This window comes from Agrobacterium leguminum, assembly GCF_005144435.2.
GTDB lineage: Bacteria > Pseudomonadota > Alphaproteobacteria > Rhizobiales > Rhizobiaceae > Agrobacterium > Agrobacterium leguminum.
In genome coordinates this window covers 752,511-769,822 of the sequence record NZ_CP120211.1, presented here as the reverse complement: position 1 = coordinate 769,822, position 17,312 = coordinate 752,511, and the positions used below count along the sequence as shown (strand labels likewise).

At 60.9% G+C, this 17,312-nt stretch carries 17 protein-coding genes; 15 read left to right on the top strand and 2 right to left on the bottom strand.

The annotated features are described in order from the left end of the window. Positions 1 to 200: 200 nt before the first annotated feature. The 14 genes from alr (at position 201) to rarD (ending at position 12,365) form a co-directional block, all read left to right on the top strand. Positions 201 to 1,376 carry an alanine racemase gene (gene alr / locus CFBP4996_RS03790; RefSeq protein WP_080852355.1) on the top strand — a complete coding sequence of 392 codons (1,176 nt, stop codon included), beginning with the start codon at positions 201 to 203 and terminating at the stop codon, positions 1,374 to 1,376. Between the two features lie 65 nt (positions 1,377 to 1,441). Then, positions 1,442 to 1,696: a type II toxin-antitoxin system ParD family antitoxin gene (locus tag CFBP4996_RS03785; protein ID WP_003520710.1), complete on the top strand. Its 255-nt coding sequence runs from the start codon at positions 1,442 to 1,444 to the stop codon at positions 1,694 to 1,696. Beyond that, entirely contained in the window at positions 1,693 to 2,004 is a 312-nt protein-coding gene (locus CFBP4996_RS03780) for a type II toxin-antitoxin system RelE/ParE family toxin (protein WP_080834033.1), read from the top strand. The genes CFBP4996_RS03785 and CFBP4996_RS03780 overlap by 4 nt, the downstream gene beginning before the upstream one ends. Positions 2,005 to 2,010: 6 nt before the next feature. Then, positions 2,011 to 3,417 carry a DNA repair protein RadA gene (radA, locus tag CFBP4996_RS03775; RefSeq protein WP_003520708.1) on the top strand — a complete coding sequence of 469 codons (1,407 nt, stop codon included), beginning with the start codon at positions 2,011 to 2,013 and terminating at the stop codon, positions 3,415 to 3,417. Between the two features lie 89 nt (positions 3,418 to 3,506). Then, on the top strand, positions 3,507 to 4,094 hold the full coding sequence (locus CFBP4996_RS03770) for a CvpA family protein (protein WP_003520707.1): 588 nt from the start codon (positions 3,507 to 3,509) through the stop codon (positions 4,092 to 4,094). A 139-nt stretch (positions 4,095 to 4,233) separates the two neighbouring features. Beyond that, the gene (gene purF, locus CFBP4996_RS03765; RefSeq protein WP_003520704.1) at positions 4,234 to 5,742 is read left to right on the top strand and encodes an amidophosphoribosyltransferase; all 1,509 of its coding nucleotides are present in this window, start codon (positions 4,234 to 4,236) and stop codon (positions 5,740 to 5,742) included. Positions 5,743 to 5,887: 145 nt separating this feature from the next. After that, on the top strand, positions 5,888 to 6,646 hold the full coding sequence (locus tag CFBP4996_RS03760) for an SDR family NAD(P)-dependent oxidoreductase (RefSeq protein WP_080852358.1): 759 nt from the start codon (positions 5,888 to 5,890) through the stop codon (positions 6,644 to 6,646). A 217-nt stretch (positions 6,647 to 6,863) separates the two neighbouring features. Beyond that, positions 6,864 to 8,249: a cysteine--tRNA ligase gene (gene cysS, locus CFBP4996_RS03755; protein ID WP_080852363.1), complete on the top strand. Its 1,386-nt coding sequence runs from the start codon at positions 6,864 to 6,866 to the stop codon at positions 8,247 to 8,249. Positions 8,250 to 8,502: 253 nt separating this feature from the next. Continuing rightward, positions 8,503 to 8,871, top strand: coding sequence for an endonuclease domain-containing protein (locus CFBP4996_RS03750; protein WP_080852364.1), 369 nt, complete (start codon positions 8,503 to 8,505; stop codon positions 8,869 to 8,871). Continuing rightward, positions 8,868 to 9,341, top strand: a complete 474-nt coding sequence (locus CFBP4996_RS03745) for a GFA family protein (RefSeq protein WP_080852366.1) — start codon at positions 8,868 to 8,870, stop codon at positions 9,339 to 9,341. Before CFBP4996_RS03750 ends, CFBP4996_RS03745 begins: the two co-directional genes overlap by 4 nt. Continuing rightward, entirely contained in the window at positions 9,341 to 9,805 is a 465-nt protein-coding gene (locus CFBP4996_RS03740) for a GFA family protein (protein ID WP_080852368.1), read from the top strand. The genes CFBP4996_RS03745 and CFBP4996_RS03740 overlap by 1 nt, the downstream gene beginning before the upstream one ends. Beyond that, positions 9,802 to 10,287 carry a GFA family protein gene (locus CFBP4996_RS03735; RefSeq protein WP_080852369.1) on the top strand — a complete coding sequence of 162 codons (486 nt, stop codon included), beginning with the start codon at positions 9,802 to 9,804 and terminating at the stop codon, positions 10,285 to 10,287. Before CFBP4996_RS03740 ends, CFBP4996_RS03735 begins: the two co-directional genes overlap by 4 nt. Further along, positions 10,284 to 11,240 (top strand): prolyl aminopeptidase, encoded by a 957-nt coding sequence (gene pip / locus CFBP4996_RS03730; RefSeq protein WP_080852370.1) that lies wholly within the window; start codon positions 10,284 to 10,286, stop codon positions 11,238 to 11,240. Before CFBP4996_RS03735 ends, pip begins: the two co-directional genes overlap by 4 nt. Before the next feature lie 216 nt (positions 11,241 to 11,456). Further along, positions 11,457 to 12,365, top strand: a complete 909-nt coding sequence (gene rarD / locus CFBP4996_RS03725; RefSeq protein ID WP_035237103.1) for an EamA family transporter RarD — start codon at positions 11,457 to 11,459, stop codon at positions 12,363 to 12,365. 54 nt (positions 12,366 to 12,419) lie between these two features. On the opposite strand, the gene CFBP4996_RS03720 is transcribed toward rarD, so the two are convergent. Both CFBP4996_RS03720 and CFBP4996_RS03715 read right to left on the bottom strand, forming a co-directional pair. Continuing rightward, positions 12,420 to 14,180: a peptidoglycan D,D-transpeptidase FtsI family protein gene (locus CFBP4996_RS03720; protein ID WP_080852372.1), complete on the bottom strand. Its 1,761-nt coding sequence runs from the start codon at positions 14,178 to 14,180 to the stop codon at positions 12,420 to 12,422. A gap of 251 nt (positions 14,181 to 14,431) precedes the next feature. Beyond that, positions 14,432 to 15,052: an LOG family protein gene (locus CFBP4996_RS03715; protein WP_003520687.1), complete on the bottom strand. Its 621-nt coding sequence runs from the start codon at positions 15,050 to 15,052 to the stop codon at positions 14,432 to 14,434. Positions 15,053 to 15,208: 156 nt separating this feature from the next. On the opposite strand from CFBP4996_RS03715, the gene CFBP4996_RS03710 reads away from it, so the two are divergent. Next, entirely contained in the window at positions 15,209 to 17,215 is a 2,007-nt protein-coding gene (locus CFBP4996_RS03710; RefSeq protein WP_080852374.1) for a LysM peptidoglycan-binding domain-containing protein, read from the top strand. Positions 17,216 to 17,312 lie beyond the last annotated feature (97 nt).

The following is a 17,312-nucleotide window of genomic DNA, read 5'->3' as shown; positions in this document are numbered from 1 at the left end:
AACGAGTTTAAACCAATCGGCCATTACCGTCTTGAACAAAAGTGCCCGAGCTTCATTCCCGCACATTTCCACAAATGCGCGGGTGCGCGGGAATGAAGCTCTAACACTTTGAATCTACGCATCGTGCTTTGCAAAAATCGATAACGATTTTTGCGCCGATGCTGTAGGGTCCGGCAGTTCCCATCAACCGGACGCATGGCATGACAGACGACTTCGAAGACAGCTTTCCCGAAAACGAAACCGATGCTTTCGAGCACGCGCCGCTGAGGCTCACCATTGATCTCGGCGCTCTGGCCGATAATTGGCGTGACATGAAGAGGCGTTCCGGCAAGGCGCGGACGGCGGCGGTCGTCAAGGCCGATGCCTATGGTCTCGGGATCGAGGATTGCGGAGCGACGCTTTACCATGCCGGTGCGCGGGATTTCTTCGTGGCGACGGTGGCCGAGGGTGCGACCCTGCGGTCCTATGCCCCGGAAGCGCGTATCTTCGTGCTGTCAGGCATCTGGCAGGGCCAAGAGCGGCAGGTCTTCGACAACGATCTGGTGCCGGTTCTGGCCTCCGAGGAGCAGCTGTCCTTCTGGATGGCGACGGTTGCCGAGCGGGGCGATCACCCCTGCGCGCTGCATGTGGATACGGGCTTCAACCGCCTCGGTCTGCCCCTCGACGACGCGCTGTTTCTGGCCGACGACGTGACGCGGCCGGCGAGTTTCGATCCGGTTCTGGTGCTGTCGCATCTCGCCTGCGCCGACACGCCGTCCTCGCCGATGAACAAGGTCCAGCTCGAATCATTCCGAAAGGTTAGCGCCGCTTTCGAAGGCATCGAATCAAGCCTGTCGGCTTCCGCCGGGATTTTCCTCGGCTCGGACTATCATTTCGACCTCACCCGCCCGGGCATCGCCCTTTATGGCGGCGAAGCGGTCAACGGCATGGCGAACCCGATGCGGCCCGTCGCCACAGCCGAAGCGCGGATCATTCAGATTCGCGAAGCGGGCGAAGGTCAGACCGTGAGTTATGGCGGCACCTTTCTGCTGAAGCGCGCAAGCCGCCTTGCCATCGCTTCCGTGGGTTATGCGGATGGATATCAGCGCTCGCTCTCCGGTTCCGGCATTCCGCTGCGCGAAATGGGCCATGGCGGCGCCTATGGCGTCGTCAACGGCCACAGGGTGCCGGTCGCCGGCCGCGTGACCATGGACCTCACCATTTTCGACGTGACGGATGTTCCGGCCAATGCCATCCGTGCCGGCGACTATATCGAGCTTTTCGGTCCCAATGTGCCTGTCGACGAGACCGCGCGGGCGGCCGGCACCATCGGTTACGAGATGCTGACGGGGCTTGGCCTGCGTTACGAGCGGCAATATCTGATGGCCGACGACTGAGCCGCGCCTTTAGCCCTTGGAAAGCGGTGGCGACCTGTGCTAGAAGAGAACAAAAGGAGATCGAAATGCCCGAAATCCATTTGAGCGAGCAGGACGAGAAGTTCATCGAGGAGCAGGTGGCGGCGGGCATCTACAGCGATGCGGACGCGGTTATTCATGCGAGCCTGCAATTGTTGAGCAGTGACGAGGGACGACTTGCGGAGCTCCGGAAGATGATTCACGAAGCTGACGCAGAGTTCGAACGGGGTGATTACGTGACCTTTTCGACGGATGATGATCTGACCGCCTACATCATCGAACGCGCCAGAAACGAAAAGTGACGAAGGCCCGCATCTATTCCCTGTCATCGCGCGCCATTCGTGATCTTATCGATCTCTATAAATTTCTGGAGGACAAAAATCCGGTCGCCGGCGAACAGCTTGTGTCGGCCATTGAGCGGAAAATCCGGGATACAGCCCGGCTGGGTCTGACCGGAGTTTCCCGTGACTGGATCAGCAGCGGTCTTCGTGCCGTAAATCACAAGAATCGCTGCATCTATTTTCGTGTAAAAGAAAACGAATTGCGCATATTGCGCATTGTCCACGGCCATCAACACATTGGCGCTGAAGACGTAGAAGAAGAAAACTGACACAAGATGGCCAAAGCCAAGACCCAATTTGTGTGCCAGAACTGCGGCACGGTTCACACCCGCTGGGCGGGAAAATGCGAAGGCTGCGGCGAGTGGAATACCATCGTCGAGGAAGACCCGATGGGCGGCATCGGCTCCGGGCCGGGCAAGACACCCAAGAAGGGTCGGCCTGTCACCCTCACCTCGCTTTCCGGCGAGATCGAGGAAGCGCCGCGCATTCCTACCGGCATCAGTGAACTCGACCGGGCGACCGGCGGCGGTTTCGTGCGCGGTTCGGCGGTTTTGATCGGCGGCGATCCGGGCATCGGGAAGTCAACGCTCCTCATGCAGGCAGCGGCGGCTCTTTCGCGGCGCGGGCATCGCATCATCTATGTCTCGGGCGAAGAGGCGGTGGCGCAGGTGCGTCTGCGCGCGCAGCGTCTCGGAGCTGCGGAAACCGATGTGCTGCTGGCGGCGGAAACCAATGTCGAGGATATTCTGGCGACGATTTCCGAAGGCAAGCGGCCCGATCTCGTCATCATCGATTCCATCCAGACGCTTTGGAGCGATACGGCCGATTCCGCCCCCGGCACGGTGACGCAGGTGCGCACCGGCGTGCAGGCGATGATCCGTTTCGCCAAGCAGACAGGCGCGACCATGGTGTTGGTGGGGCATGTGACCAAGGAAGGCCAGATTGCCGGTCCGCGCGTGGTCGAGCACATGGTCGATGCCGTGCTTTATTTCGAAGGTGACCGCGGACATCACCATCGCATTCTGCGCACCGTCAAGAATCGCTTCGGGCCGACCGATGAAATCGGTGTTTTCGAAATGTCGGATCGCGGCCTTCGGGAGGTGTCGAACCCCTCCGAACTGTTTCTCGGCGAACGCAACGAAAAGTCGCCGGGTGCTGCGGTTTTTGCCGGCATCGAAGGCACGCGACCCGTGCTTGTCGAAGTGCAGGCGCTGGTCGCTGCCACCTCGCTTGGTACGCCGCGTCGCGCCGTGGTCGGCTGGGACAGTTCCCGCCTCGCGATGATTCTGGCCGTGCTGGAGGCCCATTGCGGCGTGAAGCTCGGCCAACATGATGTCTATCTGAATGTCGCCGGCGGCTATCGTATTTCCGAACCGGCCGCCGATATGGCGATTGCCTCGGCGCTCGTTTCCTCGCTTGCCGGTCTTGCCCTGCCCGCCGATTGTGTTTATTTCGGCGAAATCAGCCTGTCGGGCGCGGTTCGGCCGGTTTCGCATACGGGCCAGCGATTGAAAGAAGCTGAAAAACTTGGCTTTTCCGCCGCACTTCTGCCTTCTGCTTCGGCTGAATTGCCGAAAGGCGGCAAGGGGCGCTGGACGGAAATCGAAAGCCTTCCGGACCTCGTGGCCCGCATCGCCGGCTCCGGCAACCGATTCAAACAGGTTGAGGACGACGAATATTGATCCTTTCGCCAAGGGAAACAGTGGTGTAAGAGGATCGCAAAATTGGCAAGGCAGCGTCTGACAAGGCGTCGCACCTCCGGAGTTGGTATATGCCCATTACAATTTTCGACGGCATCGTCATCGCCGTTGTTCTTTTCTCCGCCCTTCTAGCAATGGTGCGCGGTTTTTCACGCGAGATTCTGTCGATTGCAAGCTGGGGCGGCTCGGTCGCCGCCGCCTATTATCTCTATCCGGTCCTGCTGCCCTATGCGCGCAACTATACCGATGACGACAAGATTGCCATTGCCGGTTCGGCAGGCGTGGTCTTCCTCGTCTCGCTGATCGTGATTTCCTTCATCACCTCGCGCATTGCCGATTTCATCATCGACAGCCGCATCGGCGCGCTGGATCGCACGCTCGGTTTCCTGTTCGGCGCGGCGCGCGGCATTCTGCTGCTTGTCGTCGCGGTCGCCTTCTGGAACTGGCTGGTGGATGTGAAGACGCAGCCCGAATGGGTCACACAGGCGAAGTCCAAGCCCTTCCTCGACGGGCTGGTGGGCAAGCTGGAGGCGGTTCTGCCTGACGATATCGAACCGCAAATCCGCGCCCGCATCCTCGGGAAACCACAGGAACCGACAGCCACGCAGGCGCCTGCGGAAGATGTGCCGGCAACAAATCCGCCGGCAACGAATAATTGACACAGTGTCGCGCCTTGCAATGCATGCAAGGCGCGCTATTTGTGCTAAATATCAAGCACGACACAGACGGACCGACCGGGGGAAATACTCACCGGAGAGGTCTTTCTTTTTTTCTCGGTAGAGAGCAAGGGCAAGCCGGATGATTGAGCCGCTTTCGCATTCCCCGTTCCCTGGGGCCACTTTCAAGGAAGAGATCGACGGCGATACGCTGCATGAAGAATGCGGCGTGTTCGGCATTCTCGGCCATGCCGACGCCTCGGCGCTGACCGCTCTCGGCCTGCATGCGCTTCAGCATCGCGGCCAGGAAGCAGCTGGCATCGTCTCCTTCGATGGCAAGCGCTTCCATCAGGAACGCCATATGGGCCTCGTCGGCGATCATTATACCGATCCGGCAACGCTCGCCCGCCTGCCCGGCTCCATCGCCATTGGCCACACCCGTTATTCCACGACCGGCGAAGTGGCGATGCGCAACGTGCAGCCGCTGTTTGCCGAGCTGGAAGAAGGCGGTATTTCCATTGCCCATAACGGCAATTTCACCAACGGCCTGACGCTTCGCCGCCAGATCATCGCCACCGGCGCCATCTGTCAGTCTACCTCCGATACCGAAGTCGTCCTTCACCTCATCGCCCGCTCACGCCACTCCTCCACAGCCGATCGCTTCATCGACGCCATCCGCCAGATGGAAGGCGGTTATTCGATGCTGGCGATGACGCGCACCAAGCTGATCGCCGCGCGCGACCCGATCGGCATCCGCCCGCTGGTCATGGGCGAACTGGACGGCAAGCCGATCTTCTGCTCGGAAACCTGCGCTCTCGATATCATCGGTGCGAAGTTCGTTCGCGACGTCGAGAACGGCGAAGTCATCATCTGCGAAATCCAGCCGGACGGCTCGATCACCATCGATGCGCGCAAGCCCTCGAAGCCGCAGCCGGAGCGTCTCTGCCTGTTCGAATATGTCTATTTCGCCCGCCCCGATTCCGTCGTCGGCGGCCGCAACGTCTATACGACGCGCAAGAACATGGGCATGAACCTGGCCAAGGAAGCGCCGCTGGAAGCCGATGTCGTTGTCCCGGTTCCCGATGGCGGCACACCGGCAGCACTCGGTTTTGCGCAGGAAAGCGGTATTCCCTTCGAATACGGCATCATCCGCAACCATTATGTCGGCCGCACCTTCATCGAGCCGACGCAGCAGATCCGCGCTTTCGGCGTCAAGCTCAAGCATTCCGCCAACCGGGCGATGATCGAAGGCAAGCGCGTGGTGCTGGTGGATGATTCCATCGTGCGCGGCACGACCTCGGTGAAGATCGTGCAGATGATCCGCGAGGCCGGCGCCAAGGAAGTGCATATCCGCGTCGCCAGCCCGATGATCTTCCATCCGGACTTCTACGGCATCGACACGCCGGACGCAGACAAGCTGCTCGCCAACCAATATGCCGATGTCGAGGCGATGGCGAAATATATCGGCGCCGATTCGCTGGCCTTCCTGTCCATCGACGGGCTTTACCGCGCGGTGGGCGGGGAAAACCGCAACCCGGCGCGTCCGCAGTTCACGGACCATTATTTCACCGGCGATTATCCGACCCGCCTCCTCGACCAGAATGGCGAGGCGATGGGCAGCAAGATTTCCATGCTGGCCAGCAACGGCTGATACGCCTCACACAAAGCGGCCATCCGGCTTCCGGTGGCCGCTTTTTTCTTGCCTTTTGTTCAGGCCCTCGCATGCGACGATATGATCGCTTGCGAAAAGCCAGCGGCGCTTCGTAGAAGGAAGCGCAATCATTTCGGGGGAGACAATGACTATCGATCTGAAGGGGACTATCGATCTCAAGGGCCGCATCGCTCTCGTTACCGGCGCTTCGCGCGGCATCGGCTATTTCACGGCGCTGGAACTCGCCAGGGCCGGCGCGCATGTCATCGCCTGCGCCCGCACGGTGGGCGGCCTTGAGGAGCTGGACGACGCCATCAAGGTCGTCGGCGGCACGGCGACGCTCGTTCCCTTCGATCTCTCCGACATGAAAGCCATCGATGCGCTGGGCGCGAATATCTTCGAGCGCTGGGGCAGGCTCGATATTCTCGTCGCCAATGCCGGCGTTCTCGGCGTCATCTCGCCGGTCGGACATATCGAGGCGAAAGTCTTCGAAAGGGTCATGAACATCAACGTCACCGCCACCTGGCGGCTGATCCGCTCGGTCGAGCCGCTGCTTCTGAAGTCGGATGCCGGCCGCGCACTGATCCTGTCTTCGGGCGCCGCCCATAGCTGTCGCCCCTTCTGGGGTGTCTATTCCACCTCCAAGGCGGCTGTGGAAGCGCTGGCCCGCACCTGGGCGGCGGAAACGCAAAGGAGCGCGCTTCGCGTCAACAGCATCAATCCCGGCGCCACGCGCACGGCGATGCGCGCGCAGGCCATGCCCGGCGAAGACCCGGCCACCGTGCCGCATCCGTCAGAGGTGGCTGCGGCCATTCTTCCGCTCGCCTCGCCCGATCTGACCGAAACCGGCAAACTCTTCCTCGTGCGCGAGGGAAAATTCGTGGACTACCGTCAGCCGGAGTGAATATTTTCCGCTCGGGGCGGCGATTTGGCCACTACGGTTGCTCTTGACCGGGCCGCACCGCCGCGCCATAAAGCAAGATATGAGAACGATGATCTGCACCTGCTGCTGAGATTTTTTTTGCTGGTTCGCCACCGGCCAGATCGTTTTCGTCTCCCGCAAGGTCAAGAAAGATAAACGTTCCGGCCAGGACAATATTCTGCCTTTAGGGAACTGCCGCATGTCCTTGCGCCTGAAATTTCACAATACACTCACACGCGAAAAAGCGGAATTTGCACCGATCGACGCTGACAATGTGCGCATGTATGTCTGCGGCCCGACGGTCTATGATTTTGCCCATATCGGCAATGCGCGCCCGGTCATCGTGTTCGATGTTCTCTACCGGCTGCTGCGCCACGTCTTTGGCGAAGACCATGTGACCTATGCCCGCAACATCACTGATCTCGATGACAAGATCAACGCGCGGGCGCTGCGCGACTATCCGCATCTGCCGCTGAACGACGCCATTCATGCGGTGACGAAAAAGACCGCAGACCAGTTCCATGAGGATGTGGCCATGCTCGGCTGCCTTCCGCCGACCGTCGAACCGCGCGCCACCGATTATATTGCCGAGATGATCGATCTCATCGAAAAACTGATCGCCCGCGGCCATGCCTATACGGCGGGCGGCGAGGTGCTGTTCGACACCCGCTCGATGGCCGATTATGGCCAGCTTTCCAAGCGGCCGCTGGACGAACAACAGGCCGGCGCACGCGTGGCGGTGGAAGCCCACAAGAAGACCCCCGGCGATTTCGTACTGTGGAAACTGTCCTCGGATAATGAACCGGGCTGGGAAAGCCCCTGGGGCCGCGGCCGTCCGGGCTGGCACATCGAATGCTCGGCCATGGCCGGTCGCTACCTCGGCGAGGTCTTCGATATTCACGGCGGCGGGCTCGACCTCATTTTCCCGCACCACGAAAACGAAATCGCGCAATCGCGCTGCGCCAACGGCACGCATGTCATGGCCAATGTGTGGATGCACAACGGCTTCGTGCAGGTGGAAGGCCGCAAGATGTCGAAGTCCGAGGGCAACTTCGTGACGATCTATGAATTGCTGCACACAGAGAAATTCGGCGGCCGGAAATGGCCGGGCGAGGTTCTGCGCCTTGCCATGCTGATGACGCATTATCGCGAGCCGATCGATTTTTCGGTGAAGCGTCTGGAAGAGGCCGAACGCCTGCTCGCCAAGTGGCCGGCAGCGGAAGCCTCCGATGCAGCACCGGACGAAACCGTGCTTGAAGCGCTTGCCGACGATCTCAATACCGTTGCCGCCGTGCAGGCGCTGCATGCGCTGGCGCATGCTGCCAACACCGATCCATCCAGGCTGCCCGCCTTTGCGGCAAGTGCTGCCCTGCTGGGTGTCTTGCCGAAGAAGGCGGAAATGGACGAGGCCATCGTTTCGGCCGTCGATGCGCTGGTGCAGCTGCGTCTGGAAATGTTGAAGGCGAAGAACTTTGCGGAAGCGGATCGTTTGCGTGATGAGCTTTCCGAAAAGGGCATTCAGCTGAAGGATGGCAAGGACAAGGAGACCGGGGAGCGGACGACGACGTGGGAGTTGAAGCGGTAGGGCTGCGATTCGCGGCTTACCCCCCTCTGCCCTGCCGGGCATCTCCCCCACAGGTGGGGAGATCGACTCGTGGTTAGGCCCCGCATTTCTCTTCGGTCGAAATGGAGCGACGCAGGCGCGTCATGTCGATCTCCCTCCTTGTGGGGGAGATGCCCGGCAGGGCAGAGGGGGTACCCTCTCTCACCACAATCCGCTTGCGGTTTTGAGTTACCTCAACCAATCTAAGTTGAGGCACTAAACAGCGAGCCAAATCATGCCGCATGCAGACGTCGATCCGATGCATCGCCAATATGCGAAGCAGATGCGTAAAGTCATGACGGATGCCGAGCTGAAGCTCTGGAATGCCATTCGCGCTCATCGCCTTGAACGACTAAGTTTTCGCAGACAAATGCCGATTGCCGGCTTTATCGTTGATTTCGCCTGCTCGGATCATCGTCTGATTGTTGAGGTAGACGGTTCTCAACACACATCTGAAGCGGCACTGCGCTACGATCAGGCAAGAACTGCCCGGCTTCAGGAAGACGGCTGGACAGTCCTCCGTTTCTGGAACGAGGATATCCTCGGAGACATAGACAATGTCTGTCTCCACATTATCCGAACGGTGAAGGAGGACCGACCATGACGACATATACCGGCGGATGCCAGTGCGGTGCGATCCGTTTTCGCGCCTCGGGTGAACTAAAAGACAGTTCCATCTGCCATTGCCGCATGTGCCAGAAGGCTTTCGGAGCCTATTACGCGCCGCTGGTTTCGGTGCGCGGCGTGCAATTCGAATGGACCCGGGGAGAGCCGAAACGCTTCCAGTCCTCCAGCGTCGTCAAGCGCGGTTTCTGCCCCGAATGCGGAACCCCGCTGACCTATGAGGCGCCTGACGGTGTGGCGGTGGCGGCCGGGGCCTTTGACGATCCCGCCGCACTGCCGCCGACCATTCAGTGGGGCGTTGAACGTAAGATCGATTTCGTCGACACGCTTCACACGCTGCCTGCGGTTGCCACCGAGGACGACCTGACGCAGGTGGATTACCTCGCCGATCTCGTTTCCTACCAGCACCCCGACCACGACACTGAAAACTGGCCACCGGAGAAGAGATGATGAGCGAAGCGGGATTTTCCGGCGGTTGCCAGTGCGGCGCCGTGCGTTTCCATGCGGGCAAGCTCGGCCGGGCCTCCATCTGCCATTGCCGCATGTGCCAGAAACATTTCGGCAATTTCTTCGGAGCGCTGGTCAGCGCCGATCAGGCGCATCTGACCTGGACGCGCGGCCAGCCGTCCCTCTTCCGCTCCTCGGCAAAAATCCATCGCGATTTCTGCAACAAATGCGGCACGCCGCTGACCTATCATTATCCCGGCGGCGTGGAGATAGCCATCGGCGCTTTCGATGAGCCCGAGCGGATCGAGCCGCAGGTGCAGGTCAATTTCCACAAGCGCATGCCGTGGATCGAGCAGCTGTTCGGCAAACCGGCCATGGAACAGGGCGTGGACGAGGCGGAGATCACCTCCTATCAGCACCCGGATCACGACACGCAGGTCTGGCCGCCGGAAGACGAGCGCGCATGAGCGGGGCCGAGGGTTTCAGCGGCGGATGTCAGTGCGGCGCGGTGCGTTATCGGATAGGGGGCGGTCTTCGTTATCCGCATCTGTGCCATTGCCGCATGTGCCAAAAGGCATCGGGCAATTATTTCATGCCGCTTGCCGCAAGTACGCTTACGCAGTTTGAAATGACCCGTGGCGAAGCAGCGTGGTTCCAGTCCTCCGATCACGTGCGTCGCGGCTTCTGCGGCCGATGCGGCACGCCTTTGTTCTACGACATGCCGGGCGCCGATTTCATCAATATCACCCTCGGTTCGCTGGACGAACCGCAGCGGGTAAGGCCCGAGGCGCAATCCAATCTCACAGCTAAAATGCACTGGTTCGGCACACTCGATGGCTTGCCGGTCGAGCCGGAACCTGCAACGGATAGCCCTCCCCCTCGGGTGAACAATTGCCAGCACCCGGACCATGATACGGCCGAATGGCCAGCGAAGGATGATGACCCATGACCGAAGAATTGCGCGGCCTTTACCCCGAGATCGAACCGTTCGAGACCGGCATGCTCGATGTCGGCGACGGCCACACGATCTATTGGGAACGGGTGGGCACGCGCGGTGGAAAACCGGCGGTATTCCTGCATGGCGGTCCCGGCGGCGGGGTGAACCCCACGCATCGCCGCGTTTTCGATCCCGCCCTTTACGACGTCATCCTGTTCGATCAGCGCGGCTGCGGTCGCTCCACGCCGCATGCGGAGCTTGAAGCCAACACCACATGGCATCTCGTTGCCGATATCGAAAGGCTGCGCGAACTCTGCGGCTTCGAAAAATGGCTGGTTTTCGGCGGCTCCTGGGGTTCGACGCTGGCGCTCGCCTATGCCGAAACCCATCCCGACCGCGTCAGCGAATTGGTCCTGCGCGGCATCTACACCGTCACCAGGCCGGAACTGGACTGGTACTACCAGTTCGGCGTTTCCGAAATGTATCCGGATCAGTGGGAAAAATTCATCGCTCCCATCCCGCAAGCCGAACGCGGCGAGATGATGCAGGCCTATAACCGCTATCTCACCGGCGCCGACGAGGCGAAGAAACTCGAATGCGCCAAGGCATGGAGTCAGTGGGAAGGGGCGACCATCTCGCTCGTCAGCGATCCCGACCGGGTCGAGGATTTCGGCGAGGATAAATACGCCATCGCTTTCGCCCGCATCGAGAACCACTTCTTCGTCAATGGCGGCTGGCTGGAGGAAGGGCAATTGCTGCGCGACGCCGGCAAACTGAAAGATATCCCCGGCGTCATCGTGCATGGGCGTTATGACATGCCCTGCCCGCTGAAATACGCTTGGCAACTGGCCAAGGCCTGGCCGAAGGCGGATTTCCACATCATCGAGGCGGCCGGACACGCGATGAGCGAGCCGGGCATTCTTGACCAACTGATCCGCGCCAACGACCGTTTTGCCGGGAAATAACCAGTCCTCTCAGCGCCTTGCAACGGCCGGATAAGACAATGATTCATGCAGGGCTTCCTGCGTGAATCATTTCCTGCTGTCGCGGGGCAGCCCATTTCAAGGGCAGCGCGCCTTTTATTCATGCAGTTTTTCTCATGAACCCTTCACGGAAATGAATTGGCCGCCACTGTGGCGATCCGTTATAAAACGCCATCCGAACAATTGGCGGTACTCCCCATGGCACTCGACAAATCGCTCCCGGCCCAGGAGGGCGGCGACAGCGCGCGCGGTTTTGCTTTCGCGCTTTCCGCTTATCTGCTCTGGGGGTTCCTTCCCTTTTACATGAAGGCGGTTGCGCATATTTCGCCGATCGAGGTCATCGTCCATCGCGTCGTCTGGTCGGTGCCGATTGCGGCGGTCGTGCTGATTGCGCTCGGACGCACGGCGGAAATCAGAACCGCGCTCAGAACCCCGAAGATGCTGGCGATGGCAAGCCTGACGGCCATCCTCATCAGCATCAACTGGGGCGTCTATATCTGGGCGATCGGCGCAGGCCGCGCGCTCGATGCCGCACTCGGCTACTTCATCAATCCGCTGTTCAGCATTTTCCTCGGCGCGGTTCTGCTCAAGGAAAAGCTTTATCCGGCGCAGATCGCCGCCATCGGCCTCGTGGCGCTGGCGGTGGCCATCCTCACCTGGCATGCGGGCAGCCTGCCCTGGGTGTCCATCGCACTCACCGTGTCCTGGGGTTTTTACGCCTTTTTCCGCAAGACTTTGCCGATTGGCGCGACGCAGGGCTTCCTGCTGGAAGTCATGCTTCTCTCCATCCCCGCCGTGCTGGTGATGATCTGGCTTGCCTTTAACGGACAGGCGCATTTCATGGGCGGCAATTCCGCCGATACCTGGCTTCTGGCGACAAGCGGGCTCATCACGGCCGTGCCGCTCATCCTCTATGGCAATGGCGCGAAATTGCTGCGGCTGTCGACCATCGGCATCATGCAATATATCGCGCCGACGATGATCTTCCTCATCGCCATCTTCGTCTTCAAGGAGCCGTTCGACATGGTGCGCATGGCCGCCTTTGCGATGATCTGGGTGGCGCTGGCGATCTATACCGGCTCCAGCCTGCTGCGGCTCAAGCGGTAATCCGGGCTGCTTCCCTCATGCCTTTGCTCATCACGGGAATGGGGAGAAGTGGCGTCAATAATCCACCAGCAATTGCGGGTTGGCATCATAGCCGAAACGCGGTTTGACGCCGAGAAGACCTGCCGTCTGGGCGATGATTTCGCGGGTCATGGGGGCTGCGGTGGAGGCCGCGGTGCGCCCGCCGTTCACGCCGGTTCTCGGGGCGTCGATCATCGTCAGCACGACATATTTCGGCTTGTGCATGGGAAAACCGGCCACGAAGGCGTTGAAATTGATATCCTTGGCGTAACGGCCATTGATCACCTTGTCGGCGGTTCCGGTCTTGCCGCCCACATGAAATCCTTCCACCTGCGCGCCACGGCCGGAACCCTTGATGCCGTTCCAGTTGAACAGGTAGCGCATATCGGCGCTCGTCCTGTCGTTGATGACGGTGCGCGCGAGCGATGCGGCAGCTTCTTTCGAACGCGGCAGGAAGGTCGGCGAAATCAGGTTGCCGCCATTGATCAGCGCGGCAGCGGCCACCGCCGTCTGCAACGGGGTGGTGGCGACGCCATGGCCGAAGGAGATGGTGACGGAATTGATCTTCTTCCAGTTTCTCGGCTGGGTGGGCGTGGCAACGCCCGGCATTTCCGTGTCCATTCTGGTAAGCAGCCCGAGCTTCGTCAGGAACTGCTGATGTCCCTCGACGCCGACTTTGTCGGCCACCGCCGCCGTGCCGATATTCGATGAATATTGAAACACTTCCGGAATGGAGAGCGGCCGGTTCCGGCCCTTGAAATCCTTGATGGTGAAGCCGCCCATGCGGATCGGCCGCGACGCATCCACCACCGAATTCAGCGTGATCGCCCCGGCATCCAGCCCCATGGCGAGCGTAAAGCTCTTGAAGGTGGAGCCCATTTCGAAGGTGGCGTTGCTCATCCGGTTGAACCAGCCCTTTTCGTACTCCCTGTCGATGCTGCCATCGGCAAGGGTGCGGGAAGGCTCGTTCGGATCGTAATCCGGCACGGAGGCCATTGCCAGCACCTCGCCCGTCTCCACGTCGAGGATCACCGAACCTGCCGCTTCGGCCTGATAGGCGCTTTTCGCCTTCACGACCACTTCGCGGACGATGTTCTGTACCCTGAGATCGATGGAGAGACGCACCGGCTCCAGTGGCGCGCCGCTGGCAAGACCCACGGCGCGCAGATCGGCCAAGCCCTGCTGGTCGAGGTAACGCTCCATGCCGGCAAGCCCCTGATTGTCGACATTGACGTGGCCGATAATGTGCGAAGCGGTGGGGCCGCCCGGATAAAACCTTCGCTTTTCCGGCCGGAAGCCGATGCCCGGTATGCCGAGATTGAGAATATCCGCCTGCTGCCGGGGCGTCAGCTGGCGTCGCAGCCATTGAAAGCCGGTATCCGAGCGCAACCGGCGGTGCGTTTCGCGCCAGTCGAGATTGGGAATGACGGTCGCGAGTTTCTCCACCACCTCATCCGGATCGACGATCCGGCGCGGATCTGCATAGAGCGAGACCATGTTGAGATCGGTCGCCAGAAGCGTGCCGTTGCGATCGACAATATCCGGCCGGGAGGCGACGGCGTTGACGCCGGTATTGATCCATGCGGTCGCCACCGGTTCGGCAAGACCGTATTGGACGAGACGCGCCGCGACGACGCCATAGATGGCGACGAAGACGGCGATCAGGATGCCGAGCCTCATGCGCGCATCGACCCTGCGGCGGGCGGCGGAACCGAGGAGCGCCTCCCTGCCCTTCGCGGAATTTCTCTGAATAATAAAATGCGCCCGGCTTTTGAGCCGCACCACAAAAGCAATCATTTCCCGATGACACCCACTCTCATGGCGGCGAAACGAATTCCGCGACAACCAACGCCTTATTGAGGCTGGCACATGATCAGTCGTGGGGCCATGAAAAGAGCGGGCGGAACGATGCCGCCGTTAAATCTGTATTAATATACATTTAAAATTGTAACGAGCCGCCCGGGCGGCCGTTAACGATCGTCACGCCGATCAGGATGAGCAGACCGGGATTTAAGGCGAAAACCGCTTACGCTTTTCGCCATCCCGGCCTAGAGGCGGGAGATCACCGAAGGGTCGCCTTCCGGGTTCTGCTGCGCCAGCGCCCGGTCGATGATGGCCGGCACGATATCCTTCACCTCGTCGATGACGAGCGGGTTGAGAAGATGCGCGCGGTGGATGAAACCCTGGTCGCGCATGTGCTGCACCAGTTCCAGCATCGGGTTCCAGAAACCGTTGATATTGGCGAAGACCATCGGCTTGGCATGGCGGCCGAGCTGCGCCCAGGTCATGATCTCGACGATCTCCTCCAGCGTGCCGACACCGCCCGGCAATGTCACGAAGGCATCGGAGCGCTCGAACATCATATGTTTACGCTCATGCATGTCCTTGGTGATGACAAGCTCGTTCAATTGTCCGAGAGAATGGCGCGTCGCCTCCATATCGACCAGAAATTCCGGTATGATGCCGGTCACTTCGCCGCCATTGGAAAGAACGCCGCTAGCAACCGCGCCCATGATGCCCTTGGTGCCGCCGCCATAGACGAGGCGAATGCCGTTTTCGGCAATGGATTTCCCAAGCGCGCGGCCCGCTTCCATATGGGCCGGATCACGTCCGGGCTGGGAGCCGCAATAAACGCAGATGGATCGAATCGCTGTATTTTTGTCCGTCATGAAGGGAAGGAACTATGTGCGATGCGGCACGTCAAGAAAATTTGGGAAATCCCTTGCAAATATGGCCTTTTGGCCACTCGCCGCTTGTCTGGCGCAAGGTAAGACGCTAGCAATCTCAACTCGTGTGAAAAGCTTGAAATACCCGGAGATTCCAGGATGAAAAACAATAAGGCCGGTTTGCTGGCGCTGATCGTGCTGGGCGTTGCGTCCCTGCTCATGATCTTTTTCGTCCTGCCGCGGATTTCAAACGACGGCAAACCGATCGGCGACGCCATCAACGAGGCCGGCAACGCCGTGAAGAACAGCGTTGAAATGGGCGCCGACAAGGCGGGCGACATTCTCTCCGACGCCGCCGAGGAAACCGCCAATATCGCCGACAAGGTCGGGCGGCGGGCGGCTTCCGCTACCCAGTCGATCAAGGATCTGACGACGCTTTTCGCCGATAGCAAGGTTCCCTCCGACGCCGATTTCGCGGCGGCGCGCAAGAAGGTCGAGACCTCGCTCAAGGAACTGACGAATATCGAAATTCCAGAGTCGCTGGACGAAACGACGTCACGGCTCATCACTACCGCCCGCACGGCGGCCGAACGCACCACGGCGTTCCTGCGCGGCCTGCCCGACAATGCGGCGGCGGCAGCGGCACAGGTGCGTCGTCTGGCAGGCGTTTTCGCCGGCACCGACGATGGTGCGCCCGAACCGGCAAAGCCGGCCGCAGCACCCGCCGATGCGGCACAATCGTCTGCCGCCACGCCGACTTTCGACGTACTACGCGTCGAGCCGGACGGTTCGGCCGTGATTGCCGGCAAGGCACAGCCCGGCGCAAAGCTCGAAATCTTGAGCAACGGCAAGGTGGTCGCCCAGACGACCATCGACGGCACCGGCGATTTCGCCGCCGTTTTCGACAATCCGCTTCCCCCGGGCGATCACGAGCTGGTGCTGCGTTCGACCGATGCCAGCGGCAAGGCGACGCAATCCGAAGAAGTGGCGACGGTTTCCGTGCCTGACGGCAAGACGGGCGAGCTTCTGGCCATGGTTTCCAAGCCCGGCAAGGCAAGCCGCGTACTGGCCATGCCGGAGGCGGCTCCTCCGGCGCTTCAGCCGCAAGCCGCGCCGTCGCAACAGCCTGCGGCAACGTCCGAAACCAGCGCCAACACCGCTTCCGCACCGCTCGCCGGTACTGCGGCTCCGTCCGCTACGGCCCCGCTGACGTCGAGCGTTCAGGTCACCGCCGTCGAGTTCGAGGGATCGAAGATTTTCGTCGCGGGTTCCGCGCCCGCCGGTTCGACGGTGCGCGCGCTGGTCGATGACAGGGAAATCGGCAAGAGCATCACGGAAGCCTCCGGCCATTTCGTCGTCGAAGGCGATGTCGATCTTAGCGTCGGCAGCCATATCATCACCGTCGAGGAACTGAATGCCGACGGCACCGCGAAGGTGCGTGTGCGCGTTCCCTTCGAGCGGCCGCAGACCGACCAGGCAACGGTCGCCATGCAGTCGCCGTCCGCTTCGTCGTCAGCGACCACGACTGCGGCGCCGGCCGAAAACCAGAGCACGGCAAGCGACCGCGCCGCTTTCGAAAAGCTGCGCACCGATGTCGCCAAGGCCTTCGGCATTCTTTCCAGTCTCTATAAGGATCAGGCCACGCCGGCGCTCGATCAGGCCATTGCCGGCCGCTCCGCCGTCGTCATCGGCCTCAAGTCGCTTTCGGAATTCCGCACCGCAGCCGCGACCGAACCCGGCTTCACCGCTTTTGCGGGCGATATCACCGCCAAGGCGCGCCAGTTGCTGACATCGGTTGAAGCATGGCCGAACGATGTGGCGGCAATCGGCAAGGGTATCGCCTCGCTGGCAAGCCGCCTTGCCGAACTCCACATCACGGCACCCTCTGCTCCCGCGCCACAGGCGCCCGCCGGCCCGCAGACCTTCGAGCAGGCGCCGCTGGCCGAGAGCCAGAACAGCGTCATCATCCGCCGTGGCGATACGCTCTGGCAGATTTCCCGTCGCGTCTACGGTCAGGGTGTGCGTTACACCACGATCTACCTCGCCAACGAAGATCAGATCAAAAACCCCGATCTGATCGAGCCCGGCCAGATTTTCGGCGTGCCGAAAGAGGCGCTGCCGAATGCGGAAGAACTTCACCGCAAACGGCTGAAGAGCGGCTCCTGAGCATTTGAAGCGTTGCGGTGAACCCGCAACGACCCTATCTGTGACACGCGCGGCGGCTTGACCAAAGCCGCCGCCCTGCTGTCGGCTTCCGGCAGTG